Origin of the sequence: Pseudomonas sp. S35 (genome assembly GCF_009866765.1) — a bacterium.
Classification (GTDB): Bacteria; Pseudomonadota; Gammaproteobacteria; order Pseudomonadales; family Pseudomonadaceae; genus Aquipseudomonas.
Window position 1 is genome coordinate 24,234 of sequence record NZ_CP019431.1, and the last position, 17,822, is coordinate 42,055.

The window sequence follows — 17,822 nt, forward strand, 5'->3', positions numbered from 1 at the left end:
CGTAGCCCCCTATCGGACTCCTAAGCTTGATCTTCGTCAACTGCGGCGGTGTGGGGTGCAGTGGTATCCTGTGCGCCCATTTGCCGCCGACGCCCAATGGCCTCGCGTAGCTTTGCCCGATTCAAGGTGATGCCATGACTACCCGCACCGAGGCTGTAAAGGCCTACCTGCTCGACCTGCAAGACCGCATTTGCAGTGCCCTGGAAACCTTCGAGACGGACACTCGCTTTATCGAAGACGCCTGGACCCGGCCTGCCGGCGGCGGCGGTCGCACCCGTGTGATCGAAAACGGTTCGGTGATCGAAAAAGGCGGCGTTAACTTTTCCCACGTGTTTGGCAGCGGCCTCCCGCCGTCCGCCAGTGCGCACCGCCCCGAGTTGGCTGGCCGTGGCTTTGAAGCCCTCGGCGTGTCGCTGGTGATCCACCCGCACAACCCCCACGTGCCGACTTCCCACGCCAACGTGCGTTTTTTCATCGCTGAAAAAGAAGGTGAAGAGCCGGTGTGGTGGTTCGGGGGAGGCTTTGACCTCACGCCCTACTACGGCAATGAAGAAGACTGCGTCCACTGGCACCGGGTGGCCGAACAGGCCTGTGCGCCGTTCGGTCCGGACGTGTACTCACGCTATAAGGCGTGGTGCGACACCTACTTCCACATCAAGCACCGCAACGAGCCCCGTGGCATCGGCGGCCTGTTCTTCGATGACTTGAACGAGTGGGACTTCGACACCTGCTTCGCCTTCATCCGCGCCATCGGCGATGCCTACATCGACGCGTACCTGCCCATCGTGCAGCGCCGCAAGGCCTTGGCCTATACCGAGCAGCAGCGCGAATTCCAGGAGTTCCGTCGCGGCCGCTACGTTGAGTTCAACCTGGTCTACGACCGCGGCACGCTGTTCGGTCTGCAATCGGGTGGGCGCACCGAGTCGATCCTGATGTCGCTGCCGCCCCAAGTGCGCTGGAGCTATGACTGGAAAGCCGAGGCCGGCAGCGAAGAGGCGCGGCTCACCGATTACTTCCTGCAGGACCGTGACTGGCTGGGCGTTGCCGCGCCCAAGGCGGCAGTCTGATGGACCGTTATGTCGTGTTCGGCAACCCCATCGGCCACAGCAAATCGCCGCTGATCCACCGCATGTTCGCCGAGCAGACCGGCGAGCAACTGGACTACAGCACCTTGCTCGCGCCGCTGGAGGACTTTACCGGCTGTGCCCGTGAGTTCTTTCTGCAAGGCCGTGGCGCCAACGTCACCGTGCCGTTCAAGGAAGATGCCTACCGCCTGGCCAACAGCCTTACCGAGCGCGCCCAACGCGCCGGCGCGGTGAACACCCTGAGCAAGTTGGCCGATGGCACGCTGCTGGGCGACAACACCGACGGCGCGGGCCTGGTGCGCGATCTGACGGTCAACGCAGGGTTGAGCCTGCAGGGCAAACGCATCCTGTTACTGGGTGCCGGTGGCGCCGTGCGCGGGGCGCTGGAGCCGTTGCTGGCTGAGCAGCCTGCTTCGTTGATCATCGCCAACCGCACGGTGGAAAAGGCTGAAATGCTTGCCGAGCTGTTCGACGACCTGGGCCCAGTGTCTGCCAGTGGTTTCGACTGGCTGCGTGAGCCGGTGGACGTGATTATCAATGCCACGTCTGCCAGTCTGTCAGGCGAAGTACCGCCGATTGCCGGCAGCCTGATCGAGCCGGGCAAGACGTTTTGCTACGACATGATGTACGCCAAGGAGCCCACCGCGTTCTGCCGTTGGGCCACAGAGCAAGGTGCAGCGGTGGCGATGGATGGCCTGGGCATGCTGGTTGAGCAAGCAGCCGAAGCGTTCTTCCTGTGGCGCGGTGTGCGCCCGGATTCGGCACCGGTGTTGGCTGAGCTACGCCGCCAGTTGGCCTGATACAGCCCCTTCCACATGTGAACCGCGTTCAGTTCTCGAAATGGAGGGGGCATTTGTCGGCCCCTTCCAGCTTCTTCAGCTCTTGCACCACCTGCGGCCTTGCCCCGCGCAACGTCAGGCTACGCCCCAAACCCTTCAACCGCCGCGCCTCCTGGTGCAGCATCTCCACCCCGGAATAGTCGATAAAGTTGATCTGCTGCGCTTCGATCACCACCCGCTCGCCCGCCAGGCTTTGCAGGCGCACTTGCAGGTAATGGCTGGCGCCGAAGAAGATCGAGCCGCCGACCCGCAGCACATCTTCGTCACCGTCGCGCCATTGCTGGACCCGTGGTTGCGAGGTGCGCTTGAGGTAGAAAAACAGCGACGCCAACACCCCGGCATAAATCGCCGTTTGCAGCTCCAGCAGCAAGGTGGCGACGCAGGTCAGGCTCATCACCACAAACTCGGCGCGGCTGACACGCAACAGTGCGCGAATACCGCGATGATCCACCAAGCCCCAGCAAATCAGCAGGATGCTCGCCGCCATGCTCGGGATCGGAATGTGCGCGATCAACGCTGCGCCAAACAGCGCAAACAGCGCCACCCATAATGCAGAAAATACCCCGGCCAACGGTGAGCAGGCGCCCGCCTCGTAGCTCAGACCCGAGCGGGTAAAAGAACCGGCCGACAAGTAGCCGGAGAAAAATCCGCCGACGATGTTGGATAAACCCTGCGCGCGAACTTCCTGATTCGCGTCGAGCAACTGCTGCGAACGCGCCGACAGCGAGCGGGCAATCGACAGGCTGGTCACCAGCCCCAGCATGCCCACCGCTACTGCACTCGGTAGCAGGCGCAGGATCATGTCCAGGTCGAGCGGCAACGGGCTGAACGGCGGCAGTTTGCCGATAAACGCACTGACCAGCGCCACATGCCCGAACATCGCCGGCCACAGCCATGCCGCGAGGCTGCCCAGGGTCAGGGCGATCAACAGTGTCGGCCAGCGTGGCATCAGGAATTTGAGCACTGCGCCTACCAGCAGAGTGCCCAGACCCAGGGCGAGTGAGGCGTGGTCCCATTCGCCGCCGTGGTCGATCAACGCCAGCAGGCTATTGATCGCCGTGGCCTGGCTCGGCAGGTCCAGCCCCAGCAGATTGGGTAACTGCCCGAGCGCGATCACCACGGCGGCGCCCATGGTGAACCCCAGCACCACCGAGTGGGACACAAAGTTCACCAGCGCGCCGAAGCGCAGCATGCCCAGCAACCACTGGAACACGCCCGCGAGGAACGTCAGCAACAGGATCAAGGTGATGTAGTCCTGTGATCCCGGCACGGCCAGTGGACTGACGCTGGCATACAGCACAATGGAAATCGCCGCGGTCGGACCGCAGATCAGGTGCCAGGACGAGCCCCACAGGCAGGCGATCAGCACTGGAATGATGGCGGCATACAGCCCGTATTCCGGTGGGAGACCGGCGATCAGCGCGTAGGCAATCGACTGCGGCAACGCGAGCACGGCACCGCTGAGACCGACCAGCGCGTCCCGGCCAACGCTGGCGCGGGTTTGGCGTGGGAGCCAGCTGAGGAAGGGCAAGAGTGTGTGGCGGTTGGGCCGGGGCATTTATAACTCGGCTGAAAAGGTTTGGCTCAAGGGTATCAGTACACGCCGAATGTTGTGGGAGGGGGCTTGCCTGCTAGGGTATTTGTAACTGGCAGACCGCAATCGGGGGCAAGCCCCCTCCCACATTGAGGCTGTGCCAGGCGTTAGAGCTTGGCTTTGACGGCTGCCAGCGCCTCTTTGCCATCCACGGTTTTCACCCCATCCAGCCATTTATCCAGCACTGCCGGATTGGCCTTGATCCACGCCTTCGCTGCCTCGCCATTGCTGACCTTGTTGTTGGCCACCTCGGCCATGATGCTGTTCTCCATCTCCTGGGTGAAACTCAGGTTGGTCAGCAGTTTGCCTACGTTCGGGCAGGCCTGTGCATAACCTTTGCGGGTCAGGGTGTACACGCTGCCGGTGTCACCAAAATACTTTTCGCCCCCTTTGAGGTAGTGCATTTTCAACTGCACGTTCATCGGGTGCGGGGTCCAGCCGAGGAACGTGACGAAGCGCTGTTTCTTCACCGCCCGCGACACTTCGGCAAGCATCGCCTGTTCGCTGGATTCGATCAGCTTCCACTGGCCCAGGTCAAAGTCGTTCTTCTTGATGATCTCCTGCAGCGAGATATTCGCCGGTGCGCCGGAGCCGATGCCGTAGATCTTCTTGTCGAACTTGTCAGCGAACTTGTTCAGGTCGGCAAAATCATGCACACCCGCGTCCCACACGTAGTCTGGTACGGCGAGGGTGAACTCGGTGCCGTCGAGGTTCTTCGCCAGTTGCACCACATCGCCATTGGCCACGAACTTGTCATAGAAACCCTGCTGCGCCGGCATCCAGTTGCCAAGGAACACATCCACCTGGCCGTCCTTGAGCCCACCAAACGTAATCGGTACCGCCAGGGTATCGACCTTGGGTTTGTAGCCCATGCCGGTCAGTAGAAAACCAGTGATGGCATTGGTAGCCGCGATGTCGCTCCAACCTGGATCGGCCATCTTCACCGTTTCACAACTGGCGTCTGCGTACACGTTGGCGCTGCCTAGCGCCAGGATGCCCAATACCACGGTTAATTTTTGCATGGCCTTCCCTCTGTATTTATTGGTTTTGGCAGGGTTGTGGATAACGTGCCTTGCGCTCCAGGTCATCGAGGTCGATATGGTTGCGCATGTACTGCTGACTGGCGTCTACCAGTGGCTGGTGGTCCCAGCTCTTCAGCTTGCCTTGGGTCAGCGCCTCGAACACCAGGCGCCGACGGCGTTGGCTGGCGAGCACCTGCTGGTGGATCGCCGGGATGTCCCATTTGGCCCGCGCTTCAGCCAGGAAGGCGTCGAACAGTGCCCGATGTTGCGGCGACTGGCTGAGTTCTTCCTGCTCCCGTGGGTCGTTGTGCACATCGAACAGCAGGCAGGGATCGTCCTCGCTGTAGATGAATTTGTGGGCGCCCCGGCGAATCATCATCAGTGGGCTGATGGTGCCTTCGGCCATGTACTCGCCGAACACCTCGTCGTGACCGCCCTGCCCTTGCAAGTGCGGGACCAATGAGCGGCCGTCCAGTGGCAGTTGTGGGTCGAGCTGGCCGCCAGCCAGCTCGACCAGGGTCGGCAGCAGGTCGGCGGTGGACACCGCGTGGCAGACGCGCCCCGCCGCAAACTGCCCCGGTGCACAGACCAGCAGCGGCACGCGGGCGGCCATTTCAAACCAGTGCATTTTGTACCAGAGGCCGCGCTCGCCGAGCATGTCGCCGTGGTCGCCGGAGAACACGATGACCGTGTCGTCGGCCAGGCCGGTATCTTCCAGGGTTTGCAGCAGCTTGCCGACATTACTGTCGATGTAGCTGCAAGCACCGAAGTAAGCCCGGCGCGCATCGCGGATCTTATCCACCGGCAACGGTTTGTCCCACAGGTCGTAGACCTTGAGCAGGCGCTGGGAGTGCGGGTCGAGATCAGCTTGCGCGGGTGTTACAGGCAATGGGATGTCGTTGTCGTCGTACAGGTCCCAGAACGGCTTGGGAATGGTGTACGGGTCGTGGGGATGGGTCATCGACACGGTCAGGCAGAACGGCTGGTCGCCGTCCTCGCGGATATGGTCGAACAGGTACTGCTGGGCCTTGAACACCACCTCTTCGTCGAAATCCAGCTGATTGGTGCGCACGCAGGGGCCGGCTTGCAGCACCGACGACATGTTGTGATACCAACTGGGGCGCACGTCCGGCTCATCCCAGTTCACCGCCCAGCCGTAGTCGGCGGGGTAGATGTCGCTGGTCAGGCGTTCTTCGTAGCCGTGCAACTGGTCCGGCCCGCAGAAGTGCATCTTGCCCGACAGCGCGGTGCGGTAACCGAGGCGACGCAGGTAGTGGGCATAAGTCGGTACATCGGCGGGGAAGTCCGCCGCATTGTCGTAGGCGCCGATCTTGCTCGGCAATTGGCCGCTGACCAAGGTGAAGCGCGACGGCGCGCACAACGGGCTGTTGCAATAGGCGGCGTCAAACACCACGCCCTGTTCGGCGAGGCGGCTCAGGTTAGGCAGCTTGATTGGGGAAGAACCGTAGAACGGCAGCATCGGCGCGGCCATTTGATCGGCCATGATGAAAAGAATGTTCTTGCGCTTCATGGGTTCTCGGCATTCCATAGGCGGTGTTTATGCGAATGAGCATGCGGCCCATGGAAAATCGGGTAAAGCCCATGAAAAGCAATGTCTAGGATAAGCACAGCTTATGTATGAAGCCCTGGGTGACTTGTCCCTCGACCTGCTGCGCGCGTTCGAAGCGGCGGCGCGCCATCGCAGCTTTACGGCGGCGGCGATGGAGCTGGGTACCACCCAACCGGCGATCAGCCAGCAGATCAAGCGCCTGGAAGAACAGTTGGCGGTCCGGCTGTTTGATCGTATCTACCGTGGCATCGAACTGACTGACGCCGGCGCGCTGCTGTTCGAGCATGTGCAAGGCGGCTTGCAGAGCATCAACCAGGGCCTCAGCGCCATCACCCAACAGGACCAGCACGAAGTGCTGCAAGTGGCCACCGACTTCGCCTTCGCCGCCTATTGGCTGATGCCGCGCCTGCACCGTTTCCACCAGGCCAACCCTCAGGTCGATGTGAGCCTGGTGACCAGCGAACGCAACCACGCCACCCTGCGCAGCGACATCGACGTGGCGGTGCTGTTTGGTGATGGCCGCTTCAAGCAGGGCGACAGCCTGTGGCTGTTCAATGAAGAAGTGTTCCCGGTGTGCAGCCCGCAGTGGCTCAAGGCCCAGGCGACACCCCTGACCTTGCAGAACCTGCATGACGTTCCCCTGCTGCACCTGCGCCAGGAAAACAACAGCCAGTGGTTCGACTGGAGCGGTGTGTTCCGCGAACTGGGCATCACCACCGTGCCGACCCCCGGCCAGCTGCGTTTCGATAACTACACCTTGCTGATCCAGGCAGCGATTGCTGGCCAGGGTGTGGCCATTGGCTGGCGCCATTTGGTGGATAACCTGCTGGAGCAGAACTGGCTGTGCCGGCCGATCAGCGAGACCGTGATCTCACGCTACGGCTATTACGTGGTGCAGCCCCAGCGCAAACGCCGTGGGCAGTTGGTCGAGCGCTTTGTCGAGTGGCTGGTGGCCGAGCAGGCCAACAGCGCGCAGTCGTTGACCGGGCTGGCCCTGCCGTCGATTGCGGTCTAGGATTTGGCGCCTATTGGATCCGGAGTCCGCCATGCAACGTATCAAGGGCTATCACGCCCATATCTACTTCGACGCGAGCACCCTCGAGCAGGCGCGCACGCTGTGCGAAGACGCTGCCAAGCTCTTCCCCCTGCGCATGGGCCGTGTGCACCAAAAGCCCGTAGGCCCGCACCCGGACTGGAGCTGCCAATTGGCGTTCGACCCCGAATACATCGGCGTGGTGCTGCCGTGGCTGGTCATCCATCGCAACGGCTTGGTGGTGTTCCTGCACCCGGATACCGGCGACGACTTGAAGGACCACACCGACTACGCAGTCTGGATGGGCGCCATGCGTGACCTGAACCTGTCAGCCTTATCTTAAATATAATCCCTAAATATGGGATTGATATTTATATATTGAGACTTTTCAGCCCTTAGGTTTATATTCGCCGCATCCGCTCTGAAATCAGGTGAAGCGATGCAGGCGCAATTGATCGCGCTCGATTGGGGGACCAGCTCCCTTCGTGCTTACAAACTCGGCCCCGCAGGCGTGGTGTTGGAACAACGCTCGCTGGCGTCGGGCATCATGCATTTGCCCAGCGAGCCCCGGGACATCGCCGGTGTGCGTTGCAGTGATGGTTTTGAATTGGCCTTCGATGCGGCCTGCGGTGACTGGCTCGACGCCCAGCCGGGCTTGCCGGTGATTGCCTGCGGCATGGTCGGCAGCGCCCAAGGCTGGAGCGAAGCGACCTATCGCAACACGCCTGTCGACGTCGCCAGCCTGGGCCAGGCGCTGCACACAGTGCGCAGCCTGCGCGGTGTCGATGTGCACATCGTGCCCGGTGTGATCGAGCAGGTCGGTCTGCCCAATGTGATGCGCGGCGAAGAAACCCAAGTGCTGGGTGTGCTGCAAGGGCTGGCCGCTGAGGTGTTGATCGGCCTGCCGGGCAGCCACTCCAAGTGGGTCGAGGTGGTCGATGGCTGCATCACTCACTTCGATACGTTCATGACCGGTGAAGTGTTCGCCGTGCTGAGCAAGCACAGCATCCTCGGCCGCACCCAACAGACGCCCGAAGCGTTCCAGGCTGACGCCTTTGACCGAGGCGTGCGCGTGGCGCTCTCCCAGGACGGCCAGCGCGGCGTGCTGTCGACCTTGTTCAGCGCCCGTACCCTGGGGCTCACCGCCGAGCTCGCCGCCGACCAGCAGCCCGATTATTTGTCTGGCCTGTTGATCGGTCACGAACTGGCCGGGCTGCCAGCCACTGCCCGCACGAACCCTATTATTTTGGTGGGCGCCGCGCCGCTGTGCGCCCGCTACCAGCGCGCCCTGGCCCTCTGCGGCTTTGCCCGCGTCAGCCTGGCGCAGGAAGCCACCGAGCGTGGCCTGTGGCAACTCGCCGTGGCAGCCGGGCTCACTCAACCTGTATCGGAGGCCTGACATGCTCAAGCAAGCACTCGCACAAAACGGTTTGATCGCGATCCTGCGCGGCCTGCGCCCGGATGAAGCCCAGGCGGTCGGCCAGGTGCTGTACGACGCCGGTTTTCGCGTGATCGAAGTCCCGCTGAATTCGCCGGACCCTTACACCAGCATCCGCACCCTGCGCGACAGCCTGCCCGCCGATTGCCTGATCGGTGCCGGCACGGTGTTGACGCCGGAGCACGTCGAGCAAGTCAAAGCCGCCGGCGGCCAAGTGATCGTCATGCCCCACAGCGATGCCAAGGTCTTGCGCGCCGCCAAAGCCGCTGGCCTGTACCTGTCGCCGGGTGTGGCCACGCCCACCGAAGCCTTTGCGGCGCTGGGCGAAGGCGCCGACGTGTTGAAGCTGTTCCCGGCCGAGCAAATGGGCCCGGCGGTGATCAAGGCGTGGCTGGCGGTATTGCCGGCGGGCACATTGCTGCTGCCGGTGGGCGGTATTACCCCGGACAACATGCAGGTGTTCACCGACGCCGGCGCCAAGGGGTTCGGGTTGGGTTCCGGGTTGTTCAAACCGGGTATGACAGTGGATCAGGTAGCGAGCCGCGCCCAGGCTTATGTCGCCGCCTGGAAAGCCCTGAGCTGATATCAAGTTCCGCGCCCACAGGCGCTGCATCTATAAGAGAGATAACAGATGAAAATCACCAAACTGACGACCTTTATCGTCCCGCCGCGCTGGTGCTTCCTCAAGGTCGAAACCGACCAGGGCGTGACTGGCTGGGGTGAGCCCGTGGTCGAAGGCCGCGCCCACACCGTGGCGGCTGCTGTTGAAGAACTGTCCGACTACCTGATCGGCAAAGACCCACGCAATATCGAAGACATCTGGACGGTGCTCTATCGCGGCGGTTTCTACCGGGGCGGCGCCGTGCACATGAGCGCCCTCGCCGGTATCGACCAGGCGCTGTGGGACATCAAGGGCAAGGCCCTCGGCGTGTCCGTCAGCGACCTGCTGGGTGGCCAGGTGCGTGACAAGATCCGCGTGTATTCATGGATCGGCGGCGACCGCCCGGCCGACACCGCCCGCGCAGCCAAAGAGGCCGTGGCCCGTGGTTTCACTGCGGTGAAAATGAACGGCACCGAAGAATTGCAGTTCGTCGACAGCTTCGAAAAAGTCGACCTGGCCCTGGCCAACGTCGCTGCCGTGCGTGATGCGGTGGGCCCGAACGTAGGCATCGGCGTCGACTTCCACGGCCGTGTGCACAAGCCAATGGCCAAGGTGCTGATGAAGGAGTTGGACCCGTACAAACTGATGTTTATCGAAGAGCCGGTGCTCAGCGAGAACTACGAGGCACTCAAGGAACTCGCGCCGCTGACCAGCACGCCGATTGCCCTGGGCGAGCGTCTGTTCTCGCGCTGGGACTTCAAGCGCGTGCTCAGCGAAGGCTACGTCGACATCATCCAGCCGGACGCGTCCCACGCCGGCGGCATCACCGAAACCCGCAAGATCGCCAACATGGCCGAAGCCTACGACGTGGCCCTGGCCCTGCACTGCCCGCTGGGCCCGATTGCCCTGGCAGCCTGCCTGCAACTGGACGCGGTTTGCTACAACGCGTTTATCCAGGAGCAAAGCCTGGGCATTCACTACAACGAGAGCAACGACCTGCTCGACTACGTGCGTGACACGGGCGTGTTCGACTATGACCAGGGCTTCGTGAAGATCCCCAACGGGCCGGGCCTGGGCATTGAGATCAACGAGGAATACGTGATCGAACGCGCAGCCATCGGCCACCGCTGGCGCAACCCGATCTGGCGCCATGCCGACGGCAGCTTCGCCGAGTGGTGATTTCTGCCTGAAAGAACACGGTCAAAAATGTGGGAGGGGGCAAGCCCCTCCCACACTTGATCCGGTTTCTTCAGTCAGCTCAGTTTCAGTCCTCAACAAACATAAGAAGAGGCAACCCCCATGCACCCTGAATCCCTCACCGGAAAGGCGTCTTTAGTCACGCCTACCCGAAAGCGCTACTTCATCATGGTGTTGCTGTTTATCACCGTGGTCATCAACTACCTCGACCGCAGCAACCTGTCGATTGCTGCCCCGGCGTTGACCAGCGACTTAGGGATAGACCCGGTGCACGTCGGCCTGATCTTCTCCGCGTTCGGCTGGACCTACGCCGCCATGCAGATCCCCGGCGGCTGGCTGGTCGACCGCGTGCCGCCGCGCATCCTCTACACCGTCGCGCTGTTGCTGTGGTCCATCGCCACGGTGATGCTGGGTTTCGCTGCCAGCTTCATTGCGCTGTTTGTGCTGCGCATGGCGGTAGGGGCGCTGGAGGCGCCGGCGTATCCGATCAACAGCCGTGTGGTCACCAGTTGGTTTCCGGAGCGCGAGCGCGCCACGGCCATTGGTTTCTACACCTCAGGGCAGTTCGTCGGGTTGGCATTCCTTACGCCGGTTCTGGCCTGGCTGCAGCATCACTACGGCTGGCACATGGTGTTTATCGTCACCGGTGGCGTCGGTATTTTGTGGGCGGCGATCTGGTACGCGGTGTATCGCGAACCCCGTGATTTCAAGGGCGTCAACGAGGCCGAGATCGAGTTGATCCGCGACGGTGGCGGGCTGGTCGACCTCAACGCACAGGCGGCCAAAAGCAAGGCGCCATTCAGTTGGGTTGACCTGGGCATTGTGCTGAGCAAGCGCAAATTGTGGGGGATTTACCTGGGGCAGTTCTGCCTGAACTCCACGCTGTGGTTCTTCCTGACCTGGTTCCCGACGTACCTGGTGAAATATCGCGGCATGGACTTCATCAAGTCCGGGATGCTGGCCTCCCTGCCGTTCCTGGCAGCCTTTGTCGGGGTGTTGTGTTCCGGGTTGTTCTCCGATTGGTTGATCCGCCGGGGTGCGTCGGTGGGCTTTGCACGCAAGTTGCCGATCATCAGCGGCCTGTTGATCTCCACGGCGATCATCGGCGCCAACTTCGTTGACTCGACACCGCTGGTTATCGCCTTCCTGGCTGTGGCGTTTTTCGGCAATGGCCTGGCCTCGATTACCTGGTCGTTGGTCTCGACGCTGGCGCCCGCACGGTTGCTGGGGCTCACCGGCGGCGTGTTCAACTTCATCGGCAACCTGGCAGCGATTACCACGCCGATCGTGATTGGCTTTTTGGCCAGCGGCGATTCGTTTGCGCCGGCAATCACCTATATCGCGGTGCTGGCGCTGCTGGGGGCGTTGTCCTACATCCTGCTGGTGGGCAAGGTCGAACGGATCGAGGTGTAGAAAAGCGGGCGCCTCCTGGGGCGCCCTTCTTTTTTTGGATTACGGCACCGACATCTCGTTACGGAACACATTCAACGGGTCCCAGTGTTGCTTGGTACGCCGCAGACGGCTTTCGATGATCAGGTTCGGGAAGAAGATGCTGTACCAATTGGGGTTTTTGGCATTGGCGGGGTTACCCCCGAGGTGCGTCATGTCCAGGTCGGGGTAGTTGATGTAGCAGCCCTCGAACTCGCTGTTGACGGGCACGCCGCCGTCATTGACGAAGGCCTTGAAATACAACCCCTGGATCCATCGCGCGTGAGCCTGATCCGAGGCGGCGCTGGCACCGCGCCAGTAACATTGCGGTTGCCACTTCAAGTAAGAGGAGCGCTGCGCCGCCGACGACTCTCGACGTACGCCCGGAGCGGGTTCATTGATGCGCCCGCCAAAGGATTGAATCTGGATCAGACTCTGGGTCAGCTCGTTGTCGGGGTCATCCAGGGTTAAGGTGTCCCAGATGGCCTGCAGTACCTGAGGCGTGAACCCCCCCTTCTGGTACGCCGACTTGTACCGTCCTCGCTGGTTGTCCCCTGAACCATTCAAGGTTTGCTGGCACGGTAGCCAATCCAGGCGTTGAGCGGCTTCCCGGGCAGCGGACAAAGAGTGGATGGTACGCCCGGCAGCATTGCCGCGTGGCATATGGACTACGTGAAACGGAACCAGCGACTCCGTGGCCGGTAGTGCGATGGCGGCGAGCATCCGGGTGACGAAATCGTCGAAGGGCGCCTGGTCGTTCAGTTCGCCATCCTTGTCCACGTAGTGAATGCCCAGGGTTACGTTGCCCGTGTGCTGATGGCGCATCTCCAGTTTGCTCGCCAATCCCCAGGTATCCGGGTTGTTCTGATTGCTGGCAAACCACAGTTGGTAGGCGGCCAGCAGGTTGTCGATTGCCGGTTTGGTCAGCAGCGCCCAGTCCCATTCCAGCACCAGCCAAAGCACCTCTTTCGGTGCGTCCGGCAATGCCTTGAAGTAATAGCTGGTGATGATGCCGAACTGGCCGCCCCCCGCACCGCAGCACGCGGCGAACAGGTTGAGTTCGTCTGGGTCTGTGCTGTCACGGGAGACGTGAACCGGAATCAAGCCGTTGCCCTGGGCGTTGGGGACCAGTATGTCGACCCCGTCCAGCCAGTCGCACACCAACCCGTGTTTGCGCGACAGCAACCCGTAGCCGCCGCCGCAGATATGCCCGCCCAGCCCCACGGAATAACAAGAGCCACCGGGCAGTGTCTTGCCGGCCAGTTTGTAGAGCGCGACATAGGCATCCCAATTCTGGCCGCCTGCTTCCAGGCGAACGGTGTAGCGATAGGGTAGGCCTGCCACCAGTTGGGATTGGATTTGCCCCGTCGCGTCATAGGCCAGTTGGTTCATTTGCCCAATATCCAGAATCGATAACACCTCGTTGGGAGCACCGGGCATTTTGTTAGCGACAAACCCTTCGTAACAGTGGCCGCCACTGCGAACCGTGATCCGGCCGTTGGCAATCGCCAGGGCCTGTGCAGCCGCGTCGATAATGTCCTGTGGGCTGTAACAGAGGTAAATCAGGTTGGCGCCATTGGCTGATGATTGACCTTGGGCGTTGCCCAGTGGCCAGCGCAGGTTGAAGCCTTTCTGCAAGGTTGAGTGACGGCGGTCCGAAGCGGTGACGAGATCAAATGCCATGATGTACTCCTAGGAGACAAGGATGACTTCTGATGCAGCTAACTTAACGACCGAAAGGCAAGGAATGCGGGGCTTGCGAGGTGGTTAGACGACAATAGGCACGAAGTGTGTTGGGGGGACGGAATGTCCCCCTCTCAAGCCTAGCGGAAAATCGAAGTATTGATGGCTAACTACAACGCGATCCACACTCCGGCCGGGATGGAACGTATTGACTGTCGGTATAGCCGGCTGCTTGGATAATTACTGACTATGACTCCATGAGTGGTGGCACGCCAGATTCACGCATTTTTACATGGGCCATTCCGTTTTCCTGAGTGACGGACTCGACAATAAAGGGTGTCCCGCTCTTGAACACATTATCGGCTCCATCATGAGTCGTTGCCTGGTAAGGTTTTCCGACGATAGTGAATACCGCATTGAGTGGTTGATGACCTTCGACCGCGTTGCTGTTACTCAATGAGGCGGTGATAAAGCCGGTGGGCTTGTAATGCTTTTGAGTGTGTTCAAGTTTTACTAGGTTTTTGACCTCTTTCTCGGACAAATAAGTCGTATGCGTATACATATTTCCCTTGTCCGATTGATTGTTCAGCGCGGCATTCATATAAGTAATGATACCTTCGCGCGAATGAGCCCATATTTTTGCCATGCTCGGATCTTCAGTATTTTTCAATGTAGGCTGTTTATTGGAACGGTCGGGCGTGGCTTTTTTGTTTACATAGTCCATAGCCGGCCCGTCTTTAAAGATGTTTAGAGCGCCTTCCCTCAAATGGCTAGCTGCATTTTGCTTTGCAGTTTCCTTGTCAAGTTTTTTCTGGTTCCTGGCCTGTTTTTCCTCATAAACAGCTTTCTCTTTTTCGCGTACATCGAGTACTTCTAATTGCTTAATGGCATCTACGGCAAGTTTTAAGTCTAAAACTGTAATTCGTGATGATGTGTCAATCATCCTCTCGGCAAGGCTTGCGTCAAGCGGAATTAATTTATGCTGTGCCTCTTTAAAGCCGCCGTTGCAGGATTTGTGTTTTAACGTCAACTGGGTATCGAACGTCCGGTCAAACTTTTCAGCCCAGTACACTTTCACCCCTTTGTGCGCGGAGAGGGTAAATTTGCCATCTTTTATCCGGGGATAGCCCTCCGTCCTGGACTCGGTGCTCCAAGGCGATGTGTACTTGGTGAAGTGCGCCAACTTTCTCTCGCTACTTGCGGCAGCACTGGAGAGCTCCGCTGCCAAAAGAGGATGTTTAGCCAGATGCTCGAGTTTTTTCGTTCGAAGTTCATTGCTGTTTTCTGTGAGCTTAATCTGGTCGTTGAGTCGCTCTGCTTTAGTTTGGAGTTCTTGAGAGGTGTCTGTTGGGTACAGCTCACGATGCACAAGGTGATTTCTAATCGTACTTAACATAGGATGACCTATTTTTCAGGTTAGTTAATCGCTGGTTGATTACGGCGTTCCCACGCTTGCGCACGTTCCTTGATGGACAAACTATCTGGCTCGACAGGGGCGCTGGATAATGTTGGCGGCTGTATAGAATCGTCCATAGCGTTCAGATGCTTTTGTATATCCAGACGTAGTGCGGGGATCGGTCTGTCAGTCGGTGTAGCGTCTGGGGAAATCGTACGAGGCATTGGCGTAGGCTTTACGATATTCGCAGCGAGTAAGCTCGTGTGTGGCTTGGCAACGGGTGGTTTGGCGGGTGTTTTTTCGAATGACTCCACCGTGACTGGGTAGCTGTTTATTTTTGTCTTCACCCGTTGTAAAAGGTTGCAACGCGCGATTTCTTCACCAGGTTTTACCAGCCCCATATCGGCGGGGTTGATAGCGGCCTTTGAAAACCCGGCATCCCGTAAGTTAAGTTTGTCGCGCCAGCTCATGTTGGGGCTGAACTTCCACCCGGTGTCCTCTGAGAAGCGCAAGTAGCCGTTTTTATACGGGGACTCTTTAAGGAGTGCCGACAGGTGATCGAGACTTTTCAATTCTTCGTAAACGCGTGAGCTGAATTGTTTTTCAGGGGGAATTGGCGTAGGCGTGGTGGACGCTAGAGCGGCGTCAGCCTGGGGATGGGGTTGTGGAAGAGTATTTACCTTCATCAAAGTATCCTTTCTGGCGTTATAGAACCAAAATTTGCCGAAGGATTATCAGTGAAGAGTAACCGTATGGGTGAAGCCGGCGTCGTGTTCTGCCGTAAGACAACGCATCAGATATTGGAGTCTTTCAGAGCAAGACAGTGCGCGCAAAAGCCTGAATAAAGAGGGTTCAACAGAGCTGTTGAACCCTCTGTTGGTCGCCTTAACCTGCGCGCGCGTTACGCACGCCGTGCGATAACGCCGCGCACAGGCTCAACACGCCATCGATGGCTTGCTGGTCATTGCTGGCATTGGCGATGTGATCGATCAGCGCCGACCCCACCACCACACCGTCTGCCAAGCGCGCGATGGCAGCGGCTTGTTCCGGCGTGCGGATGCCAAAACCGATGCTGATCGGCAGGTCGGTGTGGCGGCGCAAGCGGGCCACGGCTTCTTCGACGTGTTCCAGGGTGGCGGCGCCGGCGCCGGTCACACCGGCCACCGACACGTAGTACACAAAGCCGGAGCTGCCATTGAGCACGGTTGGCAGGCGCTCGTCGTCGGTGGTTGGCGTGGTCAGGCGGATAAAGTCGATGCCTGCGGCCTGGGCCGGGTCGCACAACTCGCCGTTATGCTCAGGTGGCATATCGACGACGATCAGGCCGTCGACGCCGGCCTCTTTGGCATCAGCGATGAACGTAGGCACGCCGTATTTGTGGATCGGGTTGAAGTAGCCCATCAACACCAGCGGAGTGTCGTTGTTGTCTTTGCGGAACTCGCGAACCATTTGCAGGGTTTTCAGCAGGTTCTGCTTGGCCTCCAGCGCGCGGATGTTGGCCAATTGAATGGCCGGGCCGTCGGCCATCGGGTCGGTGAAGGGCATGCCCAGCTCGATCACATCGGCGCCAGCTGCCGGCAGCCCCTTGAGGATCGCCAGGGAGGTGTCATAACCAGGGTCGCCGGCGGTGACGAAGGTCACCAGGGCGGCACGGTTCTGTTCTTTGAGTTGGGCAAAGCGCGTTTGCAGGCGGCTCATCAGTGTTTCTCCTGCTGGGACTGTTCCATATGGTGCATCACGGTTTGCATGTCTTTGTCGCCACGGCCAGAGAGGTTGACCACCATCAGGTGATCCTTGGGCAGGGTCGGTGCGCGCTTGAACACTTCGGCCAGGGCGTGGGCGCTTTCCAGTGCAGGAATAATCCCCTCCAGGCGGCAGCATTTGTGGAATGCATCGAGGGCTTCGTCGTCGGTCACCGAGGTGTACTGGACACGGCCGATATCATGCAACCAGGCATGCTCCGGGCCGATGCCGGGGTAGTCCAGGCCGGCGGAAATCGAGTGCGCATCGATGATCTGGCCATCGTCGTCCTGCAGCAGGAACGTACGGTTGCCGTGCAGCACGCCCGGTACACCGCCGTTGAGGCTCGCGGCGTGCTTGCCGGTTTCAATGCCGTGGCCGGCGGCTTCCACGCCGATGATCTCGACGCTGGTGTCATCCAGGAACGGGTGGAACAGGCCCATCGCGTTGGAACCGCCGCCGATGCACGCCACCAGGCTGTCCGGCAGGCGGCCTTCCTGGGCTTGCAGTTGGGTGCGGGTTTCTTTGCCGATCACGGCCTGGAAGTCGCGCACCATCGCCGGGTAAGGGTGTGGGCCGGCGACGGTGCCGATCAGGTAGAAGGTGTCGTCGACGTTGGTGACCCAGTCACGCAGGGCCTCGTTCATCGCGTCCTTGAGGGTGCCGGTGCCGGCCACCACCGGGATCACTTCGGCGCCCAACAGCTTCATGCGGAACACGTTGGCCTGTTGGCGCTCGATGTCGGTGGTGCCCATGTAGATCACGCACTGCAGGCCGAAACGCGCGGCCACGGTAGCAGTAGCCACGCCGTGCATGCCGGCGCCGGTCTCGGCGATGATGCGTTTTTTGCCCATGCGCCGTGCCAGCAGGATCTGGCCGATGCAGTTGTTGATCTTGTGCGCGCCGGTGTGGTTGAGCTCTTCGCGCTTGAGGTAGATCTTGGCGCCGCCGCAAAACTCAGTCAGGCGTTCGGCGAAGTACAACGGGCTCGGGCGGCCCACGTAGTCACGTTGGAAGTAGGCCAATTCCTCGTTGAATGCCGGATCAATCTTGGCCGCTTCGTATTCGCGGGCCAGCTCGAGGATCAACGGCATCAAGGTTTCAGCGACGTAGCGGCCGCCGAACGCGCCAAACAGGCCGTTGGCGTCAGGGCCGTTGCGTAGATCGGTCTGGGACTGAGTCATGGGACGCTCCAG

At 60.4% G+C, this 17,822-nt stretch carries 16 protein-coding genes; 8 read left to right on the forward strand and 8 right to left on the reverse strand.

Annotation, left to right across the window (positions count from 1 at the left end; translation table 11 throughout):
* The first annotated feature begins 134 nt into the window (after positions 1–134).
* Positions 135–1,067, forward strand: a complete 933-nt coding sequence (hemF, locus tag PspS35_RS00110; protein WP_159932202.1) for an oxygen-dependent coproporphyrinogen oxidase — start codon at positions 135–137, stop codon at positions 1,065–1,067.
* On the forward strand, positions 1,067–1,885 hold the full coding sequence (gene aroE, locus PspS35_RS00115) for a shikimate dehydrogenase (RefSeq protein ID WP_159932204.1): 819 nt from the start codon (positions 1,067–1,069) through the stop codon (positions 1,883–1,885). Before hemF ends, aroE begins: the two co-directional genes overlap by 1 nt.
* 28 nt (positions 1,886–1,913) lie before the next feature.
* On the opposite strand, the gene PspS35_RS00120 is transcribed toward aroE, so the two are convergent.
* From PspS35_RS00120 to betC, 3 genes are all read right to left on the reverse strand, one after another.
* Entirely contained in the window at positions 1,914–3,482 is a 1,569-nt protein-coding gene (locus PspS35_RS00120; RefSeq protein ID WP_159932206.1) for a SulP family inorganic anion transporter, read from the reverse strand.
* A gap of 143 nt (positions 3,483–3,625) precedes the next feature.
* A complete protein-coding gene (gene choX, locus PspS35_RS00125; RefSeq protein ID WP_159932208.1) occupies positions 3,626–4,540 on the reverse strand; it encodes a choline ABC transporter substrate-binding protein in 915 nt (304 codons plus the stop codon).
* A 16-nt stretch (positions 4,541–4,556) separates the two neighbouring features.
* Entirely contained in the window at positions 4,557–6,071 is a 1,515-nt protein-coding gene (gene betC, locus PspS35_RS00130) for a choline-sulfatase (protein ID WP_159932210.1), read from the reverse strand.
* Positions 6,072–6,174: 103 nt separating this feature from the next.
* Here betC and PspS35_RS00135 point away from each other — a divergent pair, with 103 nt between their 5' ends.
* The 6 genes from PspS35_RS00135 (at position 6,175) to PspS35_RS00160 (ending at position 11,792) form a co-directional block, all read left to right on the forward strand.
* Entirely contained in the window at positions 6,175–7,125 is a 951-nt protein-coding gene (locus PspS35_RS00135; RefSeq protein ID WP_159932212.1) for a LysR family transcriptional regulator, read from the forward strand.
* 31 nt (positions 7,126–7,156) lie between these two features.
* Positions 7,157–7,486, forward strand: coding sequence for a DOPA 4,5-dioxygenase family protein (locus tag PspS35_RS00140; RefSeq protein ID WP_159932214.1), 330 nt, complete (start codon positions 7,157–7,159; stop codon positions 7,484–7,486).
* Between the two features lie 96 nt (positions 7,487–7,582).
* Positions 7,583–8,542 carry a 2-dehydro-3-deoxygalactonokinase gene (locus tag PspS35_RS00145; protein ID WP_159932216.1) on the forward strand — a complete coding sequence of 320 codons (960 nt, stop codon included), beginning with the start codon at positions 7,583–7,585 and terminating at the stop codon, positions 8,540–8,542.
* A 1-nt stretch (position 8,543) separates the two neighbouring features.
* The gene (locus tag PspS35_RS00150) at positions 8,544–9,164 is read left to right on the forward strand and encodes a 2-dehydro-3-deoxy-6-phosphogalactonate aldolase (protein WP_159932218.1); all 621 of its coding nucleotides are present in this window, start codon (positions 8,544–8,546) and stop codon (positions 9,162–9,164) included.
* Positions 9,165–9,212: 48 nt separating this feature from the next.
* Positions 9,213–10,361 (forward strand): galactonate dehydratase, encoded by a 1,149-nt coding sequence (dgoD, locus tag PspS35_RS00155; protein WP_159932220.1) that lies wholly within the window; start codon positions 9,213–9,215, stop codon positions 10,359–10,361.
* Positions 10,362–10,481: 120 nt separating this feature from the next.
* A complete protein-coding gene (locus tag PspS35_RS00160; RefSeq protein ID WP_159932222.1) occupies positions 10,482–11,792 on the forward strand; it encodes an MFS transporter in 1,311 nt (436 codons plus the stop codon).
* Between the two features lie 39 nt (positions 11,793–11,831).
* Here the strand turns inward: PspS35_RS00160 and PspS35_RS00165 are convergent, their stop codons facing one another.
* From PspS35_RS00165 to trpB, 5 genes are all read right to left on the reverse strand, one after another.
* Positions 11,832–13,490 carry a BBE domain-containing protein gene (locus PspS35_RS00165; RefSeq protein WP_159932224.1) on the reverse strand — a complete coding sequence of 553 codons (1,659 nt, stop codon included), beginning with the start codon at positions 13,488–13,490 and terminating at the stop codon, positions 11,832–11,834.
* A 247-nt stretch (positions 13,491–13,737) separates the two neighbouring features.
* Positions 13,738–14,886, reverse strand: a complete 1,149-nt coding sequence (locus PspS35_RS00170) for a hypothetical protein (RefSeq protein WP_159932226.1) — start codon at positions 14,884–14,886, stop codon at positions 13,738–13,740.
* Between the two features lie 20 nt (positions 14,887–14,906).
* On the reverse strand, positions 14,907–15,572 hold the full coding sequence (locus PspS35_RS00175; protein ID WP_159932228.1) for a hypothetical protein: 666 nt from the start codon (positions 15,570–15,572) through the stop codon (positions 14,907–14,909).
* Positions 15,573–15,771: 199 nt separating this feature from the next.
* Positions 15,772–16,584, reverse strand: a complete 813-nt coding sequence (trpA, locus tag PspS35_RS00180; RefSeq protein ID WP_159932230.1) for a tryptophan synthase subunit alpha — start codon at positions 16,582–16,584, stop codon at positions 15,772–15,774.
* Complete coding sequence (gene trpB / locus PspS35_RS00185) at positions 16,584–17,810, reverse strand: tryptophan synthase subunit beta (protein WP_159932232.1); 1,227 nt, start codon at positions 17,808–17,810, stop codon at positions 16,584–16,586. The genes trpA and trpB overlap by 1 nt, the downstream gene beginning before the upstream one ends.
* Between the last annotated feature and the right edge of the window lie 12 nt (positions 17,811–17,822).